The organism is Cupriavidus sp. MPR-AND1C, assembly GCF_058809705.1.
In genome coordinates this window covers 1-22,270 of sequence record NZ_JBXASU010000015.1, presented here as the reverse complement: position 1 = coordinate 22,270, position 22,270 = coordinate 1, and the positions used below count along the sequence as shown (strand labels likewise).

The 22,270-nt window shown below is 68.5% G+C and carries 16 protein-coding genes and 1 pseudogene; 11 read left to right on the top strand and 6 right to left on the bottom strand.

What is annotated here, in order from left to right:
- Positions 1-105: 105 nt before the first annotated feature.
- A complete protein-coding gene (locus AC1RWI_RS11200) occupies positions 106-891 on the top strand; it encodes a TatD family hydrolase (protein ID WP_052494592.1) in 786 nt (261 codons plus the stop codon).
- Between the two features lie 66 nt (positions 892-957).
- On the opposite strand, the gene AC1RWI_RS11195 is transcribed toward AC1RWI_RS11200, so the two are convergent.
- The 3 genes from AC1RWI_RS11195 to AC1RWI_RS11185 form a co-directional block, all read right to left on the bottom strand.
- Positions 958-2,826, bottom strand: a complete 1,869-nt coding sequence (locus AC1RWI_RS11195; RefSeq protein WP_492866391.1) for a flavin monoamine oxidase family protein — start codon at positions 2,824-2,826, stop codon at positions 958-960.
- Positions 2,827-2,863: 37 nt separating this feature from the next.
- The gene (locus AC1RWI_RS11190; protein ID WP_492866389.1) at positions 2,864-4,168 is read right to left on the bottom strand and encodes a cytochrome c; all 1,305 of its coding nucleotides are present in this window, start codon (positions 4,166-4,168) and stop codon (positions 2,864-2,866) included.
- A 138-nt stretch (positions 4,169-4,306) separates the two neighbouring features.
- On the bottom strand, positions 4,307-4,492 hold the full coding sequence (locus AC1RWI_RS11185; protein WP_043346490.1) for a DUF2970 domain-containing protein: 186 nt from the start codon (positions 4,490-4,492) through the stop codon (positions 4,307-4,309).
- Between the two features lie 191 nt (positions 4,493-4,683).
- Here AC1RWI_RS11185 and AC1RWI_RS11180 point away from each other — a divergent pair, with 191 nt between their 5' ends.
- On the top strand, positions 4,684-6,099 hold the full coding sequence (locus tag AC1RWI_RS11180; RefSeq protein WP_492866387.1) for an aminotransferase-like domain-containing protein: 1,416 nt from the start codon (positions 4,684-4,686) through the stop codon (positions 6,097-6,099).
- 56 nt (positions 6,100-6,155) lie between these two features.
- On the opposite strand, the gene AC1RWI_RS11175 is transcribed toward AC1RWI_RS11180, so the two are convergent.
- The gene (locus tag AC1RWI_RS11175) at positions 6,156-7,661 is read right to left on the bottom strand and encodes a glycine betaine ABC transporter substrate-binding protein (protein ID WP_492866509.1); all 1,506 of its coding nucleotides are present in this window, start codon (positions 7,659-7,661) and stop codon (positions 6,156-6,158) included.
- A gap of 258 nt (positions 7,662-7,919) precedes the next feature.
- Between AC1RWI_RS11175 and AC1RWI_RS11170 the strand changes: the two genes are divergently transcribed.
- From AC1RWI_RS11170 to AC1RWI_RS11130, 9 genes and pseudogenes are all read left to right on the top strand, one after another.
- Complete coding sequence (locus AC1RWI_RS11170; protein WP_492866385.1) at positions 7,920-8,966, top strand: LysR family transcriptional regulator; 1,047 nt, start codon at positions 7,920-7,922, stop codon at positions 8,964-8,966.
- Positions 8,963-10,456, top strand: coding sequence for an NAD(P)-binding domain-containing protein (locus AC1RWI_RS11165; RefSeq protein ID WP_492866383.1), 1,494 nt, complete (start codon positions 8,963-8,965; stop codon positions 10,454-10,456). The genes AC1RWI_RS11170 and AC1RWI_RS11165 overlap by 4 nt, the downstream gene beginning before the upstream one ends.
- Positions 10,453-11,439: an ABC transporter permease gene (locus tag AC1RWI_RS11160; RefSeq protein ID WP_043346505.1), complete on the top strand. Its 987-nt coding sequence runs from the start codon at positions 10,453-10,455 to the stop codon at positions 11,437-11,439. The genes AC1RWI_RS11165 and AC1RWI_RS11160 overlap by 4 nt, the downstream gene beginning before the upstream one ends.
- Positions 11,436-12,368, top strand: a complete 933-nt coding sequence (locus tag AC1RWI_RS11155) for an ABC transporter permease (RefSeq protein WP_492866381.1) — start codon at positions 11,436-11,438, stop codon at positions 12,366-12,368. Before AC1RWI_RS11160 ends, AC1RWI_RS11155 begins: the two co-directional genes overlap by 4 nt.
- Positions 12,365-13,375 (top strand): ABC transporter ATP-binding protein, encoded by a 1,011-nt coding sequence (locus AC1RWI_RS11150; protein WP_492866379.1) that lies wholly within the window; start codon positions 12,365-12,367, stop codon positions 13,373-13,375. Before AC1RWI_RS11155 ends, AC1RWI_RS11150 begins: the two co-directional genes overlap by 4 nt.
- On the top strand, positions 13,372-14,409 hold the full coding sequence (locus AC1RWI_RS11145; RefSeq protein WP_492866377.1) for an ABC transporter ATP-binding protein: 1,038 nt from the start codon (positions 13,372-13,374) through the stop codon (positions 14,407-14,409). The genes AC1RWI_RS11150 and AC1RWI_RS11145 overlap by 4 nt, the downstream gene beginning before the upstream one ends.
- 92 nt (positions 14,410-14,501) lie before the next feature.
- Positions 14,502-16,076 (top strand): ABC transporter substrate-binding protein, encoded by a 1,575-nt coding sequence (locus tag AC1RWI_RS11140; RefSeq protein ID WP_492866375.1) that lies wholly within the window; start codon positions 14,502-14,504, stop codon positions 16,074-16,076.
- A 13-nt stretch (positions 16,077-16,089) separates the two neighbouring features.
- A complete protein-coding gene (locus AC1RWI_RS11135; protein WP_492866373.1) occupies positions 16,090-17,388 on the top strand; it encodes an acyl-CoA thioester hydrolase/BAAT C-terminal domain-containing protein in 1,299 nt (432 codons plus the stop codon).
- Between the two features lie 45 nt (positions 17,389-17,433).
- Positions 17,434-18,563: pseudogene (locus AC1RWI_RS11130) on the top strand (CMD domain protein).
- Positions 18,564-18,582: 19 nt separating this feature from the next.
- On the opposite strand, the gene AC1RWI_RS11125 reads toward AC1RWI_RS11130, so the two are convergent.
- Together AC1RWI_RS11125 and AC1RWI_RS11120 are read right to left on the bottom strand one after the other, a co-directional pair.
- A complete protein-coding gene (locus tag AC1RWI_RS11125) occupies positions 18,583-18,951 on the bottom strand; it encodes a cupin domain-containing protein (protein ID WP_144409814.1) in 369 nt (122 codons plus the stop codon).
- 34 nt (positions 18,952-18,985) lie between these two features.
- A complete protein-coding gene (locus AC1RWI_RS11120) occupies positions 18,986-21,673 on the bottom strand; it encodes a DNA translocase FtsK (RefSeq protein ID WP_492866507.1) in 2,688 nt (895 codons plus the stop codon).
- Positions 21,674-22,270: the final 597 nt, after the last annotated feature.

Sequence of the window (22,270 nt, the reverse complement as noted above, 5' to 3'; positions counted from 1 at the left end):
ATGCTCCATATGAGGAACATTAAGAAGGTTGCACGGGCACGATATTCAAGAGGTTAGACTGCAAACCTGCCGAACCACCAGCCACCCCACCCCTTAGCCAGAGACATGCACCTGATCGACATTGGCGTGAACTTCCACTCCTCTCAGATTGCCCCGCACACCGCAGTGATCCTGGAGCGGGCTAAGGCAGCGGGCGTGGTCGGCATCCTTGCCACCGGCACCTCGCTGGAATCAAGCCGAGGGGCACGCGACCTGGCCAGCCGGCATCCCCATTTTCTCTTTGCCACGGCCGGCATCCACCCGCACAGCGCCAAGGACTGGTCGCCAACGGTCCTGCAGTCCCTCCAAGCGCTCTGGGAGAGCCCTGACGTGGTGGCAATCGGGGAATGCGGGCTGGACTACAACCGCAACTTCTCTACGCCAGCCGACCAGCGCCACGCCTTCGAGGCGCAACTCGAGGCGGCGGTGCGCTGGAACAAACCGCTGTTCCTCCATTGCCGGGACGCCTTCGACGATCTCTACGCCATGGTCGCACCCGCCGTGCGCGCGGGCGCCCACGGCGTGGTGCACTGCTTCACTGGCGCAGCCGATGAGGCAGCCGCTTTCGTAGCGCTAGGCCTGGACATCGGCATCACCGGCTGGGTCACGGATATCAAGCGCGGCCAGGCGCTGCGGGAGGCCGTGCAAGCCATCCCGCTCGAGCACCTGCACCTGGAGACGGACGCGCCGTATCTCGGCCCGAAAAACCACAAGAACCGGCGGCCGTACAACGAGCCCGCGAATCTTCCCTGGATTGCGCAAGCAGTCGCCGAACTGAAGGGACTGAGCATGCGCGAAGTGGCGGATCAGTGCACCCGCAACAGCCGCCGCCTGTTTGGCATTCCGGCCTGATGCGCTCCGCCCCGCACCAGCAACTTCAAGCTTTGCGCCTGAACGTGCCCGCATTGCGCCGCCACATCAGCCAGCCAACTCGCCCACCGCCCGCCACGCCTGATCAATGGCGGCCGTCAACGACGGGCTGCCCGCGCTATCGCTATTGGCGATCACCACATTGCCAGCGCGGGCGCGCGAGCGGTCCAGCACGGCCTGCGCCACCGCTTCTTCCTCGAACAAGCTGTTGGGCATATAGCTGTAACCGTGCGCCCAGCGGTTGACCGTGATGCCCCGGATGACGTCCTTGCCGGCAAAGCCGCCTGGCGCCAGCATGCGATCGAGCTGACTGCGCACGCCCTTCTCCAGTTCGCTGAACGGCGTACCCAGCAAGAAGGCGCGCCCCGCGCGAAAGCGCTCGCGCGCCTGCATGCCGCTGTCCGGCACGGTGGGCACATAGAGCATATGCAGCACCACCGGATCGGCCGGACGCGTGCCGGCTGGCTTCTCCAGCCACAGGTCGGTGTAGGCCATGGCCGGCGCGTGGATGCGGCTGGTCTTGAGCGCCTCGAAGGCACGCCAGTTGTCCAGCGCCACCTTGGTGTAGACCACAGGCGCCTTCACGTCGGAGCGCAACGCTTGCTTTTGCGCGTCCGGCAGGCCGGGCATGATGAACGGGATCATCATGTTGTAGCCCGCCAGCACCACATGCGCGGCTTCGACCCGGTGCAGGTTCCCACTCCAGCCGTAGGTCACGCGCGTGATGCGCTGGTCGGGCTCGATGGCGATGGCGGTGCTGTTCAGCCGCACCCTCACCTTTGCATCCTCGGCATCGAGCCGGTTGTAGTCGAAGCTGGCCGCTCCGATCGCATCGGGGCTGGCGATGCTTGCCACGCCCGGGATCAGGTTCTGCACCAGCAGCCGCGCCAGCGTGGCGTTGCCGTCGGCAAACCAGAGCTTTGACGCAGGCGACTTGCCAAGCCGCGGATTCAGGCTCGGTGGTGGCATGTTCTTGCCCGCCGGCAGGCCGATGGCGAGCGCGTCGAACACGGACACGCCGTCGGCGTCGAGTGCATAGGCATCGTTGCTGCGGCTGCGGAAAAAGCGCTGGCCATCCAGTCCCAGGCCGGCCTTCTCGCGCAGGAACACCGCGTAGCTGGTGCGCTTCAGGTAGGCCAGCCGCTCGCCTTCGCCCATGCCGGCCAGGTAATCCGTGCCGCCGTCGGCCAGCCGCGCCAGCGCGGCGCGGTCTTGCTGGGGCAACGGCGCCTTGTCGAGGAAGGCTTTGAAGGCGGCGGCATCCGCAGCCTGCGCGCCCGCCCCCTGCGTTCCTATTCCCTGCGTTCCTATTCCATTGCGGGCATCGATCAGCCCCGCAAACGGATCGCCGGCAAGCAACTGGTCCCGGCCGAAATGCTCCTGGTCGAAGAACACCGAGCGGCCCATGCCCAGCTCGCGGTAAGGGTCGCGTTCGGCGGCTTGATGGCGCTTCGCGTCTACACCGAGGCCGGCCAGCAGCGTCGCCACCGCGCGGCTGTCCAGCGCGGTCGATGGCATCTCGGCGCTGCCGCCGTAGGTCACCAGTTTCTGCCCGCGCACGGTAAATTCGTTGCGCTTGGCGTGCCCGCCGAAATCGTCGTGGTTGTCCAGGATCAGGATGCGCTTGCCGGCGCCAAAGCGGCGCTGGTAGAACCACGCGGCCGCCAGCCCGCTGAGCCCGCCACCCACCACCACCAGGTCGTAGACTTCGCGCGCCATGACGGCGGGATACTTGGCGCCCTCACGCGCTAGGCTGTGCGCGAGCGTATAGGTGCCCGCATGGTTGCCGCGCAGCCCGGTCAGCGCGGGCGGGTAGCCGGCACCGCGTTCGGCGGCCCGCAATAGCTGGGACGGCGCCAGCCCCGCGGCGATGGTGAGTGCGGCGCCGTTGAGGAAATCTCTGCGCGTGATGGTCATGGCAATAGGATTCGCTTGATGTAGGTGGCGCGCGGGCTCAACGGGATTCGGCGGCGTCGCGCTGGCGCCCGAGCGCGGCGCGGCGGGCGGCGACAGTCGCTTCCTTGACCGGGCTGGCCTGGTTGCCCCAGCCGGTGCGGATAAAGGTCAGCACATTCGCCAGTTCCTGGTTGTCCAGCGTCCAGCCATAGCCGGGCATGTGGTAATCGGTGGCCGCGGTGCCCACGTGCGCCGTCACGGCGCCATCGAGCAGCAGGTTGGCCAGCGAGGACGGATCGGGATCCACCACGGTGGGATTGCCCGCCAGCGGTGGGAAAACGCGGGCAAAGCCCTTGCCGTTGGCGCCATGGCAAGGCATGCAGAACTCGGCGTACTGGCGCGCGCCGGTAGCATCGAAACGGCCCTGCGCAAGCGCGTCGGCGGTATGGGCGTCATAGGCATACGGCGTTTCGTCGCTGCGCGCGCCGGGCACGGACTTGAGGTACACCGCAACGGCATCGAGGTCCGGGCGTGTCATGAACTGCGTGGACGACGCGATCACCTCGGACATCGGCCCGAAGGAAGTCGCATGCGCATTGCGACCGGTATGCAGGTATTCGGCAATGTCCTCGCGCGACCAGGTGCCCAGCCCAGTGCGCGGATCGCCGCGCAGGTTGGTGGAGGCCCAGCCTTCCACACTGGCGCCGGCCAGGAAGTGCCGGCTGCGCTCGTCCAGCCCCTTCTCGGCCATCAGCATGCCGCGCGGCGTATGGCATGCGCCGCAGTGGGCCACCGCCTGGACCAGGTAAGCCCCGCGATTCCACTCGACGCTCTGACCTGCATTGGCAGGAACCGGGCCGGACTCCAGGAACAGCCAGTTCCAGACGCGCAGCAGCCAGCGCATGCCAAACGGCCAGCGCATCTCGGGCTCGGCGGTTGCTTGCCGCACGGCTTTCACTTCGGTGCGCAGATAGGCGTATAGCGCCCGCACATCCGGCTCGGCGAGCCTGGCGTAGGACGGGTAAGGCATGGCGGGATACAGCCGCTTGCCATGCCTGGCCACGCCCTCGCGCAGCGCGCGGTCGAATTCCTCGAACGAGTAAGCGCCAATGCCGCTGTCCACGTCCGGCGTGATGTTGGTCGAGTAGACGGTGCCGACGCCGGTCTTCAACGGCAAGCCGCCGGCAAACGGCGCGCCGCCGACGCTGGTGTGGCAGGCCGCGCAATTGGCAACCTTGGCCAGGTAGCGGCCGCGCTCGACCTGCGCGGCACCGGGGGCGTCAGCCGCCGCCGCGAAGCACGGCGCCAGCAATAGGACAGCAAAGGCAACGGTGGCGGAAAACCGCCTTGTGGCAAGGCTCATGGGGGCTGTTTGTCGTTTCAAGCGCCGCGATGGCATTCAGTACGGCGAACGTGCACAGCCCGCACGCGGCGGGCTGCACTTCGTGGTTGCGGGCCTGGATGGCCCCGTGGGCACGGGAAAAATTGGCGGGCTCGCGGCTCAGGCGTGGGTCACCGCCCAGTGCGCCAGCGACACGAGCAGCAGCACCAGCCCCGCCGCCAGCGCCACCCCCGTCAGGATCAACGGCACCGGCCGCACGGCCTGCAGGTCGCGCAGATGTTCCTGGCCCTTGCGCAGGCCAAAGAATCCCCACAGCACTGTGAGCACCAATCTCAAGGGGTTCATTTCGCTCCTCCTTACATGCGTGCCAACCGCCGCGTGACCTTGCGGCGCTTTGGCTTTTGGTAGTTACGGGGGATTATGGCGTCGGCTGGCAAGGAATAACAGAATCAGATCTGCGATAATTTTGCGTATCAGTTTGAGCGCCTGAGACTGCGCTCATCGCCACGGCAACGCCCCCTGCCCCCCCTGCCCCAATGAAGCGCTACGAAGAACTGGCGGAAACGCTGGCCAAGGACATCCGCAACGGCAACCTGCCGCCCGGCACCAAGATGCCGTCGATCCGCAAGACCGTGACCCAGTTCGGCGTGAGCCCCGCCACCGCGTTCCAGGCCTACTACCGGCTGGAGGAGCGCGGCCTGGTGCGGGCACGCGAGCGCTCCGGCTATTACGTGACCGGCCAGGCCGGCCGGCCGCTGCCGCAGCCGGCTGCGCGGCCCTCGCACCAGGTCTCGACCGACGTTGATATTTCCAAGCTGGTCTTTTCCGTGCTGGACGCCGCGCGCGATCCGCAGCTCATCCAGCTTGGCTCGGCCTTCCCTTCGCCCGAGCTGTACCCCTGGGAGCGGCTGGGCAAATCGCTGGCCCGGGCCGGGCGCGAGCTCGACCCCTGGTATTCCGTCAACGACATGCCCGCCGGGCACCTTGCCCTGCGCCAGCAGATCGGGCTGCGCTACCTCGGCGCGGGCGCGCCGCAGCCCACCGACGAGATCATCGTCACCAACGGTGCGCTGGAAGCGCTGAATCTGTGCCTGATGGCGGTGACCCAGCCCGGCGACGTGGTGGCGATCGAGTCCCCCGGCTTCTATGCCGCGCTGCAGGCGCTGGAGCGGCTGCGTCTGCGGGCGGTGGAAATCCCGGTGGACCCGCGCGAAGGCATCGACCTGGACGCACTGGATACCGCGCTCCAGCGCCATCCGATCAAGGCCTGCTGGTTCATGACGCAGTTCCAGAATCCAATGGGCGCGAGCATGTCCGAGGCCAGGAAGCAGGCGCTGGTGGCCTTGCTGGCGCGCCACCGCGTGCCGCTGATCGAGGATGACGTCTACGGCGAGCTGTATTTCGGCAATCGCTGCCCCCTGCCCGCCAAGGCCTTCGACCAGGAGGGGCTGGTCATGCACTGCAGCTCGTTTTCCAAGACGCTGGCGCCAGGCTTCCGGGTGGGCTGGGTGGCCCCCGGGCGGTATGGCGAGGCGATCAAGCGGCTGCGACTGATGACCACGCTGTCGGCGGGCGTGCCCACGCAGGTGGCGCTGGCCGAGTACCTGCAGAACGGCGGCTACGACAAGCACCTGCGGCGCCTGCGCCATCTGCTGGAGATGCAGCAAGGCCAGCTGATCACGGCCATCGGCCGGCACTTCCCGGAGAACGTGCGGGTCTCGCAGCCCGCCGGCGGGTACTTCCTGTGGGTGGAGTTTGCGGCCGGATTCGATGCGCTGGCGCTGCATCGCGCGGCGCTGGAACATGGCATCGGCATTGCGCCGGGCCCGATCTTTTCAGCGCGCCAAGGCTATCGCAACTGCATCCGGCTGAACTATGGCCACCTGTGGAGCGATGCCGTGGAAGCCGCCGTGGCCAAGCTGGGCGAGCTGGCGAAAGCGCAATTGCAATAGGGAAAAATAGGGCGTAATAAGGCGCAGTAATTCGCAGTACGGTGCAATAAGGCGCATCAGGTTACCGTCCCGCTCCGGGCATGCCTGCCCAGATACCATTCCCCCAGCCCGAAGCCGGCCTGCACCAGCAGCGCAAGCGCCGCGGCCGGGATGGCGCCCGCCATCAGCAGCACATGGTCGTTCAGCGCCAGCCCGGTGGCGATGCGCTCGCCATAGCCGCCGGCACCGACAAAGGCGGCAATGGTGGCGGTGCCCACGCTGATGATGGCGGCGGTCTTGATGCCGGCCAGCAGCACCGGCATCGACAGCGGCAGCTCCACATAGCGCAGCACCTGGCCGGGCGTGAAGCCCAGGGCGCGCGCTGCCTCGCGCATGCCGGCTGGCACCTGCTGCAAGCCGGTCAGCGTGTTGCGCACGATGGGCAGCAGTGCATAGAGGAACAGCGCCACCATCGCCGGCCAGACGCCGATGCGCCCCAGCAGCGGGATCAGCATCGCCAGCAGGGCCAGCGACGGCACGGTCTGCAGCACGCTCACCGTGGCCATCAGCACCTGCCCCAGCCGCCGCCGGCGTGCGGCGACGATGCCAAGCGGCACGCCCAGCAAGCTGGCCGCGCCAACCGCGCCCAGCACCAGGGCCAGGTGGCGGCCAGTCAGCCGCAAGGTATCGCGCCCGAACAAGGTGCCGGCAAGGCCGGCCCGCGCGCTTGCCGTTGCATCGGCCACGCTGGCGTTGCCATGCGCCAGGAAGGCCCTCGCCACGGCGGCAAAGGATTGCCCATCCAGTTCCGCCGCGGCATTCATGGCGATCATGTCCGCCGCGCTCACCTTGCCGGCCAGCCCCGTCAATGCCTGCCAGGCGGCCGGGAAGCGCTGCGGCAGGTCCAGGCGGTACAGCACCACGGCGTCATAGCGGGGAAAGTAGTGGCGGTCGTCCGTCAGCACGCGCAGACCGTATTTGCGGATCTTCGCATCGGTGGAATAGATATCAATGGCGTCGACCTGCCCGTTGGCCAGGGCTTCGTAGGCCACGCCGTGGTCCAGCCCCAGGGGCCGCTGGGGCAAGCCGTAGCGCCGCGCCAGCCCCGGCCAGCCGTCCGCCCGGCCCAGGAATTCATGCGACAGCCCGAGGCGCAGTTGCGGCTGCGCGGCCAGGTCGCCTAGCGCCGCCAGCCCGAGCTGCCGGGCCTTGTGCTCCTCCATGGCAAGCGCATAGGTGTTCTCGAAGCCAAGCGGAATCCCTGCCGCCAGGCCCAGCGGCGCCAGCGCCTGGTTGATCTGCGCCAGGCTGGCGCCGGCGGGCAGCTTGAGGATTTCACTGGAGACGGTGCCGGTGTAATCGGGATAGAGGTCGATGCTGCCGGCCTTGAGCGCCTCAAACACGATCGCCGTATTGCCAAGGCCGGGCGTGTGCTGCGCACTGGCTTGAGCCGCGGCGGTCTGGGTGAGCACCTCCCCGAGGATGTAGGACTCGGTAAAGCGCTTGGAGCCGACCCGCAGGGTATCGGCGCGGGCCGTGCCGGCTGTGGCCAGCAGCGACAAACAGGCCAACGCCCAGCACAGGAGCAAGGCCAGCCAGGGCTCGGCACGGCGGGGATTTCCGGGTTGCAAGGTCAAATGAAGCGCTCTCCTGGGCATCGTGCGTGGCACGCGGACTGCCGGGCCGGTTCATCACATGATACGTGCATGGCCGCGACGGCGACGCCGGCGCGCACCCACTTTGTGCCGCATGAGCACATACGAAAATAGTATTTGCAATCCGAATGCTAGCGGGGCGAGAATCCACAAAACACATACATAGCATCAGCAACTCGGGCCCCCATGGAAATCCGGCAACTGGAAGCCTTCGCGGCAGTCATGACCAGCGGCAGCGTGACCGCCGCCGGGCGCCTGCTGGGGCGCTCCCAGCCGGCCATCACGCGCCTGATCCAGGAGCTGGAAAGCGAGATCGGCTTTGCCCTCTTTGCCCGCAGCGGGCCGCGCGTCAGCCCGACCGAGCGCGGCTTCCTGCTGTACGAGGAGGTGGAGCACGCGCTGGTTGGCCTGCAACAGATCCGCGCCCGCGCCGCCGAAATCGCCCGCGAGGAAAACCGCTCGCTGCAGATCGCGGCCACGCCGGCCCTGGCGGCCGGGTTATTGCCCCTGGCCCTGGCCGGCCACCAGCCGGACCATGCGACGGCCGGGGCGGCCGCGGTGGCAAGCGGGGCAGCCCACGCCAGCCATATCCATATCAGTAGCGCCTCCCCCGAAAAAGTCGTGCATTCGGTGCTGACCGGCGCGGCCGAGATCGGCCTGACCAGCTTGCCGCTGGAGCATCGCGGCGTCACCGTGCACTGGATCGGACAAGCTGCCTGCGTGGCCGCGGTGCGTGCCGACGATCCCCTGGCGGCGCTGGCTACGATTGCGCTGTCAGCCTGCAGCGGCCGGCGCATCGTCACCATGCAGAATCCCTACCGGCTGCGCCGCCGCCTGGACGAGGCGTTTGCCCGCGCCGGGGTGGAGCCGGCCGCGCTGATCGACACCAACTCCTCGCTCAATGCGCTCACCGCCGTGCGCGCCGGGCTGGGCATTGCCGTGCTAGAGCCAGTGACCGCGCGCGGCGTGCCGCTGGCCGATATCGTGGTGCGCCCGATCGATGCCGACATTCCCTTTTACTTTGGCGTGATCACCCCGCAAGCCAGGCCGGCCAGCGCTGCGGTGCTGGCGCTGATCGACACGCTGGCCGACGCGGCCCGCGCGCTGCTGCCGGATTTCACCCAACGCGGCCCGGAGCAGCACGGTGCGCTGCTGCAAGCGCTGTATGGCGACGCCACCGCCACCGAGCCGGCCGCCGGCACGCCCTACGACACGGAACACACCGACCTATGAATTCGCCCGCTGACACCTTCCCGGCCGCCGCCAACGCCGCCGGCCTTGCCGCCCTGGAAGCGCGCCTGCGCCAGGACCTGTCCTGGCTGGAACTCCCGGCCAAAGGCTGGACCGTAGCGCGCACGCATGACGGCGAGCCGGTGCTGGACGTTGCCGTGATCGGCGGCGGCATGGCCGGCATGGCCGCGGCGGCTACGCTCAAGCACCTGGGCATCAACGCGCGCATCTTCGATCGTTCGCCGGAAGGCTTCGAAGGCCCTTGGGCTACCACCGCGCGCATGGAAACGCTGCGCTCGCCCAAGCAACTCACCGGCCCCGCGCTCGGCCTGCCCGCCCTGACCTTCCGAGCCTGGTTCGAGGCACAGTTCGGCGCCAGCGCCTGGGAAGCGCTGGACAAGATCCCGCGGCTGCAATGGATGGATTACCTGCGCTGGTACCGCCGGGTGCTGGACCTGGACGTGCGCAACGAACATGTGGTCGAGCGTGTGGTGCCCCGCCCCGATGGCCTGGTGGCACTGGAACTCCGCTCCCCCGCCGGCGCGCTGAGCGTGCTGGCGCGCCGCGTGGTGCTGGCCACCGGCCGCGACGGCCTGGGCGGCGCGCATGTGCCGCCCTTCGCGCAGGACCTGCCGCGCTCGCGCTGGGCGCACTCGAGCGATGTGTTCGACTACACCACCTTGTGTGGCAAGCGCGTGGGCGTGATCGGCGCCGGCGCGTCGGCCATGGACAGCGCCGCCACCGCGCTGGAAGCGGGCGCGGCCAGCGTGGACCTGCTGATCCGGCGCGCCGACATCCCGCGCGTCAACAAGGGCAAGGGCGCGGGCAACCCTGGCCTCACGCATGGCCACCCGAGCCTGCCGGATGACTGGAAATGGCGCATTCGCCACTACATCAACGCGCAGCAGGTGCCACCGCCGCGCGGCAGCACGCTGCGCGTCTCCCGCCACGAGAATGCACGCTTCAACCTGGCCTGCCCCATCGAGCGCATCGAACAGGCCGGCGACGCGCTGCTGGTGCATACGCCCAAGGGCGCGTTCGAGCTGGATTTCCTGATCTTCTCCACCGGCTTTCGCATCGCGCTGGAGACGCGCGAGGAGTTCGGCGCCTTCGCCCGCCATATCCGCTACTGGCGTGACCGCTACACGCCGGCCGCGGGGCAGGAAGACCAGGAGCTGTCGGACTCGCCGGACCTTGGCCCGGCCTTCGAATTCCAGGAGAAGACGGCGCACGCATGCCCCGGCCTGTCGCGCATCCACTGCTTCTGCTATCCGGCGGCGCTGACGCACGGCACGGTATCGGGCGACATCCCCGCCATCAGCGACGGCGCCAGGCGCCTCGGCCAAGGCATCGCCGCGCTGCTCTACCAGGAAGACGTGGCGCTGCACTACGCCAATATGGAAGCCTTCGACGAGCCCGAGGTGTTCGGCGATGAGTGGGTCCCCGCCGGGCCACCCCCGGCGCTGCCCAGCGACGCGGCGAACGCATCATGAGCCGCTGGCCGATCCGATGGCTGGCCAGGCGGCTGGCGCAATCGCTGCTGGTCGTGCTGGCGATGACGGTGATCGTGTTTGCCGGCCTGCACGCGATCGGCAACCCGGTCGATATCCTGATCGGCCAGGACGTGGACCAGGTCGAGCGCGCGCGCATCATCGCCAGGCTGGGGCTGGACCAGCCACTCTGGCGCCAGTATCTCGCCTTCCTGCAAGGCGCCCTGCACGGCAACCTGGGCAACAGCTTTGTCTATAACGTGCCCGCCATCGGGCTGATCCTGCAGCGGCTGCCCGCCACGCTGGAGCTCGCCGTGGCGGCGCTGCTGCTGGCGGTGCTGGTGGGCGTACCCTGCGGCCTCTTTGCCGGGCTGTATCCGGAGCATCCGGTCTCGCGCTTGCTGATGACCGGCAGCATCGTCGGCTTCTCGCTGCCGACCTTCTGGGTCGGGCTGATGCTGATCATGGCCTTCAGCGTGCGGCTGGGCTGGCTGCCCTCGGGCGGGCGCGGCGCCACCGCCGAGTGGCTGGGCGTGCCGTGGTCGTGGCTGACCACCGACGGCCTGCGCCACCTGATCCTGCCGGCCATCAACCTGTCGCTGTTCAAGGTGTCGCTGGTGCTGCGGCTGACCCGCGCCGGCGTGCGCGAGGTGCTGCCGCAGGATTGGGTCAGGTTCGCGCGCGCCAAGGGCTTGTCGCCGATCCGCGTGGTGCTGGGCCATGTGCTGCGCAACACGATGATTCCGCTGGTCACCGTGCTGGGGCTGGAGTTCGGCTCGACCATCGCATTTGCCGTGGTGACCGAGAGCATCTTCGCCTGGCCCGGCGCCGGCAAGCTGATCCTCGACAGCATCAACGCGCTCGACCGCCCGGTGATCGTTTCCTACCTGATCGTGGTGGTGTGCCTGTTTGTCACGCTGAACCTGATCGTGGACATTCTCTACAAGCTGCTCGACCCGCGCGTGCGGCTGGAGGCCGCCACATGAGCGCCATCGACAACCCCGTTGCCACCGCCCCGGCGGCGCCCCAGGCGCTGCGCCGGGAATCGCCGTGGCGCCGCATGGCGGCGGATTTCTTCGCCTCGCGCACCGCCGTGTTTGGCCTGGTGCTGCTGGCGATCCTGGTGCTGGCCGCGGTCTTTGCACCGCTGGTCACCCCGCAGAATCCGTATGACCTGCTCCAGCTCGACGTCATGGACGCGCGCCTCGCGCCCGGCACGCCAAGCGGCGCCGGCACCTACAGCTATTGGCTCGGCACCGACGGCCAGGGGCGCGACATCTTCTCGGGCATCCTCTACGGCCTGCGCATCAGCCTGAGCGTGGGCGTGGGCTCGGCGCTGATCGCCGGCGTCATCGGCACCCTGCTCGGCCTGCTGGCCGCCTATGCCGGCGGCCGCGTGGACAGCGTGATCATGCGCACCGTGGACCTGCTGCTGTCGTTCCCGTCGATCCTGGTCGCGATGATGATCCTGGCCTTCCTCGGCAAGGGCGTGACCAATGTGGTGCTGACACTCGTGATCCTGGAGTGGGCCTACTACGCCCGCGCCGCGCGCGGCCAGGCGCTGGTGGAAAGCCGGCGCGAGTACGTGGAAGCCGCTCGCGGCCAGGGCATTTCCAACTGGCGCATCGTGGTGGGCCATATCCTGCCGAACTGCCTGCCGCCGCTGATCGTGATCGCCTCGCTGCAGGTGGCGCGTGCCATCACGCTGGAGGCTACCCTGTCGTTCCTTGGCCTGGGCGTGCCGGTGACCGAGCCCTCGCTGGGCCTGCTGATTGCCAACGGCTATCAGTTCATGCTGTCCGACGAGTACTGGATCAGCTTCTTCCCCGGCGTCGCGCTGCTGGTCACGGTAGTGGCCATCAACCTGGTGGGCGACCGCCTGCGCGACGTGCTCAACCCGAGGTTGCAGAAATGACGGCGCCGGACATCGACAACGCCGTGCCGACGCTGGAGGTCCGCCACCTGCGCACGCACTTCGACACCCGCGCCGGCGTGCTGCCGGCAGTCGACGACGTCTCCTTTACCGTGCCGCGCGGCCGCATTCTCGGGCTGGTGGGCGAATCCGGCTCCGGCAAATCGGTCACGGGGTTTTCCATCATGGGCCTGGTGGATCCGCCGGGACGCATTGCCGGCGGCGAGATCCTGTTCCAGGGACGCGAGCTGACCCGCATGCGGCCCGCTGAGCTGCGCCAGTTGCAGGGCAACCGCATCGCGATGATCTTCCAGGATCCGATGATGACGCTCAACCCGGTGATGCGGGTGGACGCCCAGATGATCGAGGCGGTGCGCGCGCATAGCCCGGCGAGCCACAAACAGGCGCGCGAACTGGCGCGCGATACGCTGGGCATGATGGGCATCCCCAGCCCGGAGGAGCGCCTGTGCGCCTATCCGCACCAGCTCTCCGGCGGCATGCGCCAGCGCGTGGCGATTGCCATCGCCATGCTGCACCGGCCCGACCTGATCATTGCCGACGAGCCCACCACCGCGCTGGACGTCACCATCCAGGCGCAGATCCTGTCCGAGGTGCAGAAGCTGGCGCGCCTGCACGGCACCGCGCTGATCTGGATCACGCACGACCTGTCCGTGGTGGCCGGGCTGGCCGATGAAGTCGCCGTGATGTACGCCGGGCGCATCGTCGAGCAAGGGCCGGTCGATGCCGTACTGGACCATCCACTGCACCCCTACACCGCCGGCCTGATCGGCAGCTTGCCCAGCCTGAACCAGCGCGGCCAGCGGCTGCGCCAGATCCCCGGCATGACGCCCAACCTGCTGACGATGCCGCCCGGCTGCGCCTTCGCGGCGCGCTGCCCGCGCGTCTCCGGGGCGTGCGTGCAGGCGCCCGCCATCACCTCGCCGCAAGCGCTGCGCCAGGTGCGCTGCTTCCATCCGGGCCAACCGGCCATTGCCGCGGAGTTCGCATGAAACCGACTGAACACGCTGCCGGCGAGCAGCCGCAATTACCTGCCCTGATCGATGCCCGCCATCTCGCCAAGCGCTTTGGTGAGCAGCATCCCGGCCGCATTGGCCGCGCGCTGCAGCGCATGGGCTGGTCGGTACCCGCGCCGGTCACGCACGCCGTGGACGGGGTGGACCTGCAGATCCGCCGTGGCGAAGTGGTCGGCCTGGTCGGCGAATCCGGCTGCGGCAAGTCCACGCTTGGCCGCATGGTGGCCGGCCTGCTGCACCCTTCAGCGGGGGAAATCCGCGTGGACGGCCAGCGCATCGAGGGCCTGGACGCCAGCGCCCGCCGCGCACTGCGGCTGAAGATCCAGATGGTGTTTCAGGATCCGTACGCCAGCCTCAACCCGCGCCTGCGCGTGGACCGCATCGTCGGCGAAGGCGCGCGCCTGCACGGCCTGGTGGACGCGGCCGGCTTCGACGACTACGTCAGCGCCCAACTGGAGCGCGCCGGGCTGGACCCGGCCCTGCGCCAGCGCTACCCGCATCAGTTCAGCGGCGGGCAGCGCCAGCGCATCGGCATTGCGCGCGCACTTGCCGTGCAGCCGGAACTGCTGGTGTGCGACGAAGCGGTGGCCGCGCTGGACGTGTCGATCCAGGCGCAGGTGCTCAACCTGTTCATGGACCTGCGCGAGCAGCTTGGCCTGACCTATCTCTTTATCAGCCACGACCTTGGCGTGGTCGAGCACGTATCGGACCGCGTGGTCATCATGTACCTGGGCCGCGTGGTGGAGAGCGCGCCGACGGAAGAGATCTTCCGGCAGCCCAACCACCCGTACACACAGGCGCTGCTGGCGGAAATCCCGCGCCTGGACTCGCGCCACAAGACCTTCACCGCCATCAAAGGCGAGATCCCCAGCCCGCTGGCGCCGCCACCGGGCTGCCACTTCCATCCGCGCTGCCCGCATGCCATGGCGCGCTGCCGGACCGAGGTGCCGCGCCTGCGCGGCATCGCCGTGAACCATCTCAGCGCCTGCCACCTGAACGAGGCTGGCTAGATGTTGCACATCGGCTGGCTAACTGTTGGCTAACTGTTGGCCAATGCGCGCCACGCCTCTCAACCCTTCTCACGCCCCGAGGAAACCTGCCCATGAAACGCCTGCTGTCCCTCTCGATCAGCGCCGCCGTTGCCGCCATGCTCTGCGCCGGCGCGGCCAGCGCGCAGTCCCTGTCGATCGCGTTTGCCGATCCGCTTTCGTCGCTGGACCCGCAGCTCAACAATCATGCCGGCGACCGCTCCGTCGACCTGCATTTCTGGGACCTGCTGATCGAAAACAAGGACAACAAGCTGCAGCCGGGGCTGGCCCTGTCGTGGAAAGCGCTGGACGACAAGACCTGGGAGTTCAAGCTGCGCCGCGACGTGAAGTGGCAAGACGGCAAGCCCTTCGGCGCGCAAGACGTGATCTTCTCCTACCAGCGCGCGCGCAACGTGCCGGGCAGCGTGGCGTCGTACGCGGGCTACCTGCGCACCATCGAGTCGATGAATGCCAAGGATCCGTACACCCTGGTCATCAAGACCAATATCCCCAACCCGGATCTGCCCCTGAACCTGGCCTCGATCCACATCGTCAGCAAGCACGTCGGTGAGAAGTCCAGCACCGAGGACTACAACAGCGGCCGCGCCGTGGTTGGCACCGGTCCGTACAAGTTCATCTCCTACACGCCAGGCGATCGCGTGATGATGGCGCGCAATGATGGCTACTGGGGCGGCAAGCCAGCCTGGCAGCAGGTCAGCTACCGCTACATCAACAACGGCCCGGCACGCACCGCCGCGCTGTTGTCCGGCGACGTCGATGTGATCGACAAAGTCTCGGTGTCGGACCTGGCCAAGCTCAAGCAATCGCCCAGCATCAGCGTGTTTCCCTATTCCGGCCTGCGCGTGATGCTGCTGCAGCCCAGCTTCAAGCCCGGCCCCAATCCGTACATCACTGACAACGCCGGCAAGCCGCTGGACCAGAACCCGTTGCTGGACGTGCGTGTGCGCCGCGCCCTGTCGCTCGCCATCAACCGGCAGGCGTTGGTGGGCCGCATCCTGCAGAACACCGCTAGCGTGGCCAACCAGTGGATGCCGAAAAACACCTTCGGCTACAACCCGGAGGTCAAGGACATCCCCTTCGATCCGGAGCAAGCCAGGAAGCTGCTGGCCGAGGCCGGGTTCAAGGATGGCTTCAAGCTGACCATCCACGCCCCCAACGACCGCTATCCGCAAGGCCCGGAGACGGCGCAGGCGGTTGCCCAGTTCTGGACCCGCATCGGCGTCAAGACCCAGGTGGAAGTGGTGCCCTGGTCGGTCTACTCTGGCCGCGCCAACAAGAACGAGTACGCGGTTAGCATGCTGGCCTGGGGTAACGGCACCGGCGAGGCCAGCTATGCGCTGGTCAACGTGCTGGCCACCGTGGATGCCAAGAAAGGCCTGGGCGCCTCCAACTGGGGCCACTACAGCAACCCGGCCGTGGACAAGGCCCTGGACGAATCCACCGCCGAGTTCGATGTGCCCAAGCGCGAGGCCATCCTGCGCCGCTCGGTCAAGCTGGTGTCGGACGACGTAGGCGTGCTGCCGCTCTACCACTACCAGAACATCTGGGCCGCCAGGAAGGGCCTGAAGGTGGCGCCGATGACCAGCGACCGCACCGCGGCGATGATGGTCACGCGCGACGGCAAGTGAGGCGGGGGCGGACATGGCACAGCTTCATATCACCCCGGCCGACGACCTGATCGACGTCGCGCGGCGGATTTCCGTGTCGGGACTGCGTCCCGGCGAAACCATTGCCATCGCCACGCGCACGCTGCGCGGCCCGGAGCTTGCCTGGGCCAGCGAAGCCACGTTCGCGGCGAACGCCGCCGGCACCGTGGACCTGGAGCGCGACGCGCCGCTCTCGGGCAGCTACACGGGTGTGAGCCCGATGGGCCTGCTGTGGTCCCAGCGCCCGGTCGATAGCGACAGCCGCGAGCAGTTCCATGCCGACGCCACCCGGGCGCTCGTGACCGAGATCACGGTGCGGGCCGATGGCGCGCAAGCACGCGGCGAACTGGTGCAGCGCCTGGCGGCTGCCGGCGTGACCCGCCGGGAAGTGCGCGAGGACGGGCTGGTCGGCACGCTTTACCTGCCCGCGGGCCCCGGCCCGCATCCGGCGGTGATGGTGCTCAATGGCTCGGGCGGCGGCATCAACGAACCGCGCGCCGCGCTCTACGCCTCGCGCGGGTATGCCGCGCTGGCCTTGGCCTACTTCAAGGCGCCGGGGCTATCGGACTACATCTCCAACACGCCGCTGGAATACTTCGAGTGCGGCCTGCGCTGGATCCGCGAGCATGTCCGGCCTGCGCGCAACTTCATCGCGCTGTCGGGCCAGTCGCGCGGCGGCGAGCTTGTGCTGCTGCTGGGCGCAACCTTCCCCGAGCTGGTCTCGGCTGTGATCGGCTACGTGCCCGGCGCGGTGGTGCACAGCGCGCAGAACGCCGCCGATCCCGCCATCGGCCGCGAAGGCCTCGCCTGGCTGCACCACGGCAAGCCGCTGCCGCATGTGTGGGAGAACAACCGCACGGCAAGCTGGGCGCCCTTTGACGAAGGCCCGGCGCCCCACCGGCACGAACGCGCCATCCTGACCGCGCTGCAAGACCCCGAAGCGGTGGCGCGCGCCCGCATCCGCGTGGAGGCGATCCGCGGGCCGGTGATGCTGCTGTCGGGGACCGATGACGGCTCCTGGCCTTCCAGCCTGTATGCGCGCATGGTGGCGGACAAGCTGGCCGAAGTGGGGCATGCCCACGACGTCAGGCACCTTGATTTCGAGCAAGCCGGCCACGCCATCCTCTTCCCGTATGTGCCGACCACCCAGATGGTCTATGCGCATCCGGTATCCGGACGCATCAGCACCACGGGTGGCACGGCGGCCGCCAATGCCGAGGCGGACGAGCAATCGTGGATCGCCGTGCGCGACTTCCTGGCGCGCGCCGTGGCGCGCCACGCTGGCCAAGCCTGAGTTGCCGAACAACAAAATCACTGAGTCAAGACCGAGAACCCCATCATGACCCAAGCCAATCCAGCCACCGCCGACGTGGTGGACAACGTTGCCGGCCTCGCCGCCGGCTCGGCCACCCACGCACTGCGCCATCAGCGTGAGAAGGTCGCCGCCGCCACGCAAGGCAGCTATGACGCGCTGTTCGATCCCGCCCTGCCCGGCCTGCCGCTGACCGAGCGCCTGCTGGTGGCGCTGTACGCCGCGCGCCTCACGCCCGCGCCGGAACTGGTTGCGCATTACAGCGCGCGCCTGGCGCAAGCCGGCGCCGATGCCGACCTGGTCACCGTGGCCGGGCAAGGCAATGCGGATTCGCTGGCCGATCCGCGCCTGCGTGCCATCCTCGCCTTCACCCGCACGCTGATCGAGAACCCGGTAGCGGGCGACGAAGCCGCCCTCAAGGCCCTGCCCGCCGCCGGCCTGGCCACGCCCGAGGTGGTGACGCTGGCGCAGCTGATCGCCTTCCTGTCCTACCAGGTGCGCCTGGTAGCCGGCCTGAAGGCCCTGAAGGCCCTGAACACCCTGCAATCCCAGGGGGCTGCAGCATGAGCGCACCCATCAAGGCAAACGGCTTCACCAACGAGGTGCTCGACTGGAAAGCCTGGCTGGACGTGGTCCAGGTGGACCAGGCCACGCCAGAGCAGATCGCGGTGCTGGAAGAAAGCCATCCCAAGGCCAAGGTATCCGACTACTACCTGTTCCTGGTGCATCAGCCCGAAATCCTGCGCCAGCGCTCCACCGCCTTCAACGCCATCATGTACGCCCCCGGCGGCATGGCGCGCGCGGAGCGCGAGCTGGCCAGCACGGTGGTGTCGCGCATCAACGGCTGCGTGTACTGCGCGTCGGTGCATGCCCAGCGCTTCGAGCAACTGGCCAAGCGCAACGATGTGATCACGCAGGTGTTCGAGGACCCGCATACGGCGGGCACCAGCGCGCGCGAGCAGGCGATCTCGAAGTTCTCGATCGCGCTGACCGAGCGGCCGGATGCGGTGAATGCCGACACCTTGCGCGCGCTGCGCGAGGTGGGCGTGAGCGATGCCGAAATCCTCGACCTGATTCACTCGATCGCCATCTTTGCGTGGGCGAACCGGTTGATGCTGAACCTGGGGGAGCCGGTGTTTCCGGCTGCGGAGCGTTAACGCAGGGCGCTGACGCCAGTCAGCCCTGCGCGGCCGGCTCGCAATGCACCGCGAGCCAGACCGTAGGCTGTTGCGCATCCGTCCACGCCACGCGATGCCGGCAATGCGCCGGCAGGTGCAGGTAGTCGCCGGGCGCGAGCGTGCGCGGCGCGGCCTCGCCGTCCAGGTGCAGGCCCGCGCTGCCGCTCAGCAGCAGCACCCACTCGTCCTGCGCGCTGTCGTACCAGAAGCCCTTTGGGCTGGCCTGGCCGTTCGAGACGATGCGCTCGATCTTCAGGCCGGGCCGCTCCAGCAAGGCTTCGAAGCGCTCGGCAGTGCGGTCGACCGGCACCTGCGCCAGCAGGTTGCCCTGTGGCGCAGGCGGCGGGTTGCCCTTGGCATCCATCATCGTCTCCGGTTGGGCGCAACGTCTGCCGCCAACGTCAATCGCCCGGGCCCGGCGCAAGCACGTCGCGCGCGCCGTTGCGGCCCATCGGCGAGACCAGTCCCGCCACTTCCATCTGCTCGATCAGGCGCGCCGCACGGTTGTAGCCAATGCGCAACTGGCGCTGCACGGCGGAAATCGAGGCCCGCCGGCTGGTAAGCACGAAGGAGGCCGCTTCGTCGTATAGCAGGTCGGCCTCCACATCGCCACCACCTTCGCCGAACAGGTCCGACGCTGCGGCCTCGGCGGGATCGCCCGCGAGGATGGCCTCGTCGTAGTCGGGCTCGCCGAACTGCTTCCAGTGCTCCACCACGCGGTGCACTTCGTCATCGGCCACAAAGGCGCCGTGCACGCGTTGCGGATAGCCGGTGCCCGGTGGCAGGAACAGCATGTCGCCCTGTCCCAGCAGGCTCTCGGCGCCCATCTGGTCAAGGATGGTGCGCGAGTCGATCTTGGACGAGACCTGGAAAGCCACCCGGGTCGGGATGTTGGCCTTGATCAGGCCGGTGATCACATCCACCGACGGGCGCTGCGTGGCCAGGATCAGGTGGATGCCCGCGGCGCGGGCCTTCTGCGCCAGCCGTGCGATCAGTTCTTCGATCTTCTTGCCCGCCACCATCATCAGGTCGGCCAGCTCATCGATCACTACCACGATGAACGGCAGCGTGCGCAGCGGCTCGGGCGCATCGGGCGTCAGCGAGAACGGATTGGGCACGTGCTCGCCCGCTGCCTCGGCGGCGCGGATCTTCTGGTTGAAGCCGGCCAGGTTGCGCACGCCCAGCGCCGACATCAGGCGGTAGCGCTTTTCCATTTCGCCCACGCACCAGTTCAGCGCGTGCGCGGCCTGCTTCATGTCGGTCACCACCGGCGAGAGCAGGTGCGGGATGCCTTCGTAGACCGACAGCTCCAGCATCTTGGGGTCGATCATGATCAGGCGCACGTCGTCCGGCGTGGCCTTGTACAGCAAGGACAGGATCATGGCATTGACCGCCACGGACTTGCCCGAGCCGGTGGTACCGGCCACCAGCAGGTGCGGCGCGCGCGCGAGATCGGTCACCACCGGGTTGCCGGTGATGTCCTTGCCCATCGCCAGCACCAGGTGCGAGTTGTGCGCGAGGAACGATGAGGCTGCCACGATCTCGGACAGGCGGATCATCTGGCGCCGCGCGTTCGGCAGCTCCAGCCCCATGCAGGTCTTGCCCGGAATGGTCTCGACCACGCGGATCGAGGTCACGCCCAGGGCCCGCGCCAGGTCCTTCATCAGGCCGACCACCTGCGCACCGCGCACGCCCATGGCGGGATCCACCTCGAAGCGCGTGATGACCGGGCCGGCCGAGGCGCCAACCACCGACACCGGCACCTTGAACTCCGCCAGGCGCTGCGCGATCAGGTTGCCGGTTTCCTGCAACTGCGCCTCGGTCACCTGCTGGATGTCTGCGGTGGCGGTTTCCAGCAAGCCCAGGTCCGGCAAACGGTAGTCCGAAATACGGGATGGCGGCGGCGTGACGGCAATGACTTGCGACGCCGGCACGGCGCTGGCTGCTGGCGCGGCGGCTACAACGAATGCGGCGGGTGCGGCGGCTACGGGCACATCGAGCGCCACCATCTTGCCGACCACGGCCGGAAGCACGATGCGCGGCTTGGGCGCCGGCGGCGTGGCTGGCAATGTTTCGGGCAGCGGAGCCGGCGCTGCCTCTATCTCGGGCGCGGGGCCGGCAGCGCTAACCTCGCTGCGGTGCTCGACCAGCAGGTTGGCATCGAGAACGCCTTCGGCGATCTCTTCCGTGGCTTCTTCAGCTTCGGCTTCAGGTTCCGCTTCAGGTTCGGGGTCGCCAACGGGACTCAGGTCTGCTTCGGCATCCTGAACGAACAGGATATCGGATGCGGCTTGTGCTTCTGCTTCCGGCTCTGCTTCGGCCCGCGCAGCCGGCTCAGCGGCGTCTTCCGGCTCCTGAAGCATTGTCGGTTCGTCCACCTCGGGCGCCAGGACAACCTCTGGCAAGGCAAACGCCTCGGGCTCGGCCGGGACAGCCACCTCGATATCCACGGCGGACGGTTCGGCAACGACTCCGTCGCTGGGTTCGGCTGTTGCTTCGGCTGTTGCTTCGGCTGTTGCTTCGGCTGTTGCTTCGGCTGTTGCTTCGGCCGGGCTTTCGATCGAGGCTTCAGCCACGACCAGCGCCGCTACCTCGCTTGCGCCACCGGCGACCACATCGGTGCCTGCCTCGGCGACAACAGCGGCAACTTCGGGAGCGGCTTCCGGCTCCGGCTCCGGCTGCGCGCCGGCCGCCGGAGCGGCGGGCCGCGTCGACTTCCAGGCGCTGGCCAGTGCGCTCAGCTCCGCCATCAACGCCTCGGCTTCCAGCCGGAGCGCATCCAGCGTCACGGTGGGCGCCGCGCCTTCGCCGGCGGATTCCGCGCGCGGCTCCGCAATCTGCGGGGCATCCACGGATGCAGCGGCGGGAATGGCCATGTCCTCGGTGGACAGCACCACCACAGGCTGCGGCTCGGCGGGCGCCACGGCGGGGGCGGCCTCGGCCTCCAGCACTTCCGTTTCCTGCGCCTGGCCGGACAGGTCTTCAGGCGCTGCCGGCCCGGACGGCACGGTGGCAACCTGTTCGCTTTGGTGCTTGCGCGCATCGTCGTTCTGCCCAACCGACATCACGACTGGCGTGACTACCGGCATGACAACCGGCATGACAACCGGCCGCACCGCGGCAGCTGTCGTCCCGCTCTTTGCCGCTGCGGGCTGGGCGGGTTGCGCGTTGGGCTGCACATTGGCTTGCGGCAGCGTCGTGATGGCCGAGCGTGCGCTCATCTGCGGCTGGCGCACTGGGCTGCTGGCCACGGCCGCGCGTGCAGCCGTAGCCGGGGCAGGACTGGCTGCCCGGGCCTGCATGGCCGCCGCGGCACCAGCAGCAGACGCCGCGACGGATGCAGTGCGCGCGGTTGCCGGGCTGGCGGCTTGCGGCTGGCTGGGGGTGCGCAACGGCGCCGGCCTGACGGGCGCCTTGGCTGCAGGTGGCGGCGAGGCGGGCGCAGGGGCCTGCGGCTTGGCGGCACCCGGCGGCCCGGCCTGCTGCAACCAGATCTCGCCCGGCTGCGGCGGCGAATTGCGGGTGCGCGCCGGCGGCTGCCAGACTGGCTGGCGTCGCGCCGATACGGCTTCGATGCCCTTGTGGCGCGGCACATAGTCGGTCGACCCCGGCACGGCGGTGTGCGTGGCGCCGAGGTGAGTGGTCTCCCAGCTGTCCGGCTCGCGCGCGGCGCGGGCGGGCCGGAC

Bases quoted from the DNA above. Each gene is read 5' to 3' on its own strand.
- AC1RWI_RS11190 (WP_492866389.1), bottom strand. From the start codon at position 4,168: ATGAGCCTTGCCACAAGGCGGTTTTCCGCCACCGTTGCCTTTGCTGTC.
- AC1RWI_RS11170 (WP_492866385.1), top strand. From the start codon at position 7,920: ATGGAAATCCGGCAACTGGAAGCCTTCGCGGCAGTCATGACCAGCGGC.
- AC1RWI_RS11145 (WP_492866377.1), top strand. From the start codon at position 13,372: ATGAAACCGACTGAACACGCTGCCGGCGAGCAGCCGCAATTACCTGCC.
- AC1RWI_RS11180 (WP_492866387.1), top strand. From the start codon at position 4,684: ATGAAGCGCTACGAAGAACTGGCGGAAACGCTGGCCAAGGACATCCGC.
- AC1RWI_RS11185 (WP_043346490.1), bottom strand. From the start codon at position 4,492: ATGAACCCCTTGAGATTGGTGCTCACAGTGCTGTGGGGATTCTTTGGC.
- AC1RWI_RS11125 (WP_144409814.1), bottom strand. From the start codon at position 18,951: ATGATGGATGCCAAGGGCAACCCGCCGCCTGCGCCACAGGGCAACCTG.
- AC1RWI_RS11160 (WP_043346505.1), top strand. From the start codon at position 10,453: ATGAGCCGCTGGCCGATCCGATGGCTGGCCAGGCGGCTGGCGCAATCG.
- AC1RWI_RS11195 (WP_492866391.1), bottom strand. From the start codon at position 2,826: ATGACCATCACGCGCAGAGATTTCCTCAACGGCGCCGCACTCACCATC.
- AC1RWI_RS11155 (WP_492866381.1), top strand. From the start codon at position 11,436: ATGAGCGCCATCGACAACCCCGTTGCCACCGCCCCGGCGGCGCCCCAG.
- AC1RWI_RS11120 (WP_492866507.1), bottom strand. From the start codon at position 21,673: ATGCCGGTAGTCACGCCAGTCGTGATGTCGGTTGGGCAGAACGACGAT.
- AC1RWI_RS11135 (WP_492866373.1), top strand. From the start codon at position 16,090: ATGGCACAGCTTCATATCACCCCGGCCGACGACCTGATCGACGTCGCG.
- AC1RWI_RS11165 (WP_492866383.1), top strand. From the start codon at position 8,963: ATGAATTCGCCCGCTGACACCTTCCCGGCCGCCGCCAACGCCGCCGGC.
- AC1RWI_RS11200 (WP_052494592.1), top strand. From the start codon at position 106: ATGCACCTGATCGACATTGGCGTGAACTTCCACTCCTCTCAGATTGCC.
- AC1RWI_RS11140 (WP_492866375.1), top strand. From the start codon at position 14,502: ATGAAACGCCTGCTGTCCCTCTCGATCAGCGCCGCCGTTGCCGCCATG.
- AC1RWI_RS11150 (WP_492866379.1), top strand. From the start codon at position 12,365: ATGACGGCGCCGGACATCGACAACGCCGTGCCGACGCTGGAGGTCCGC.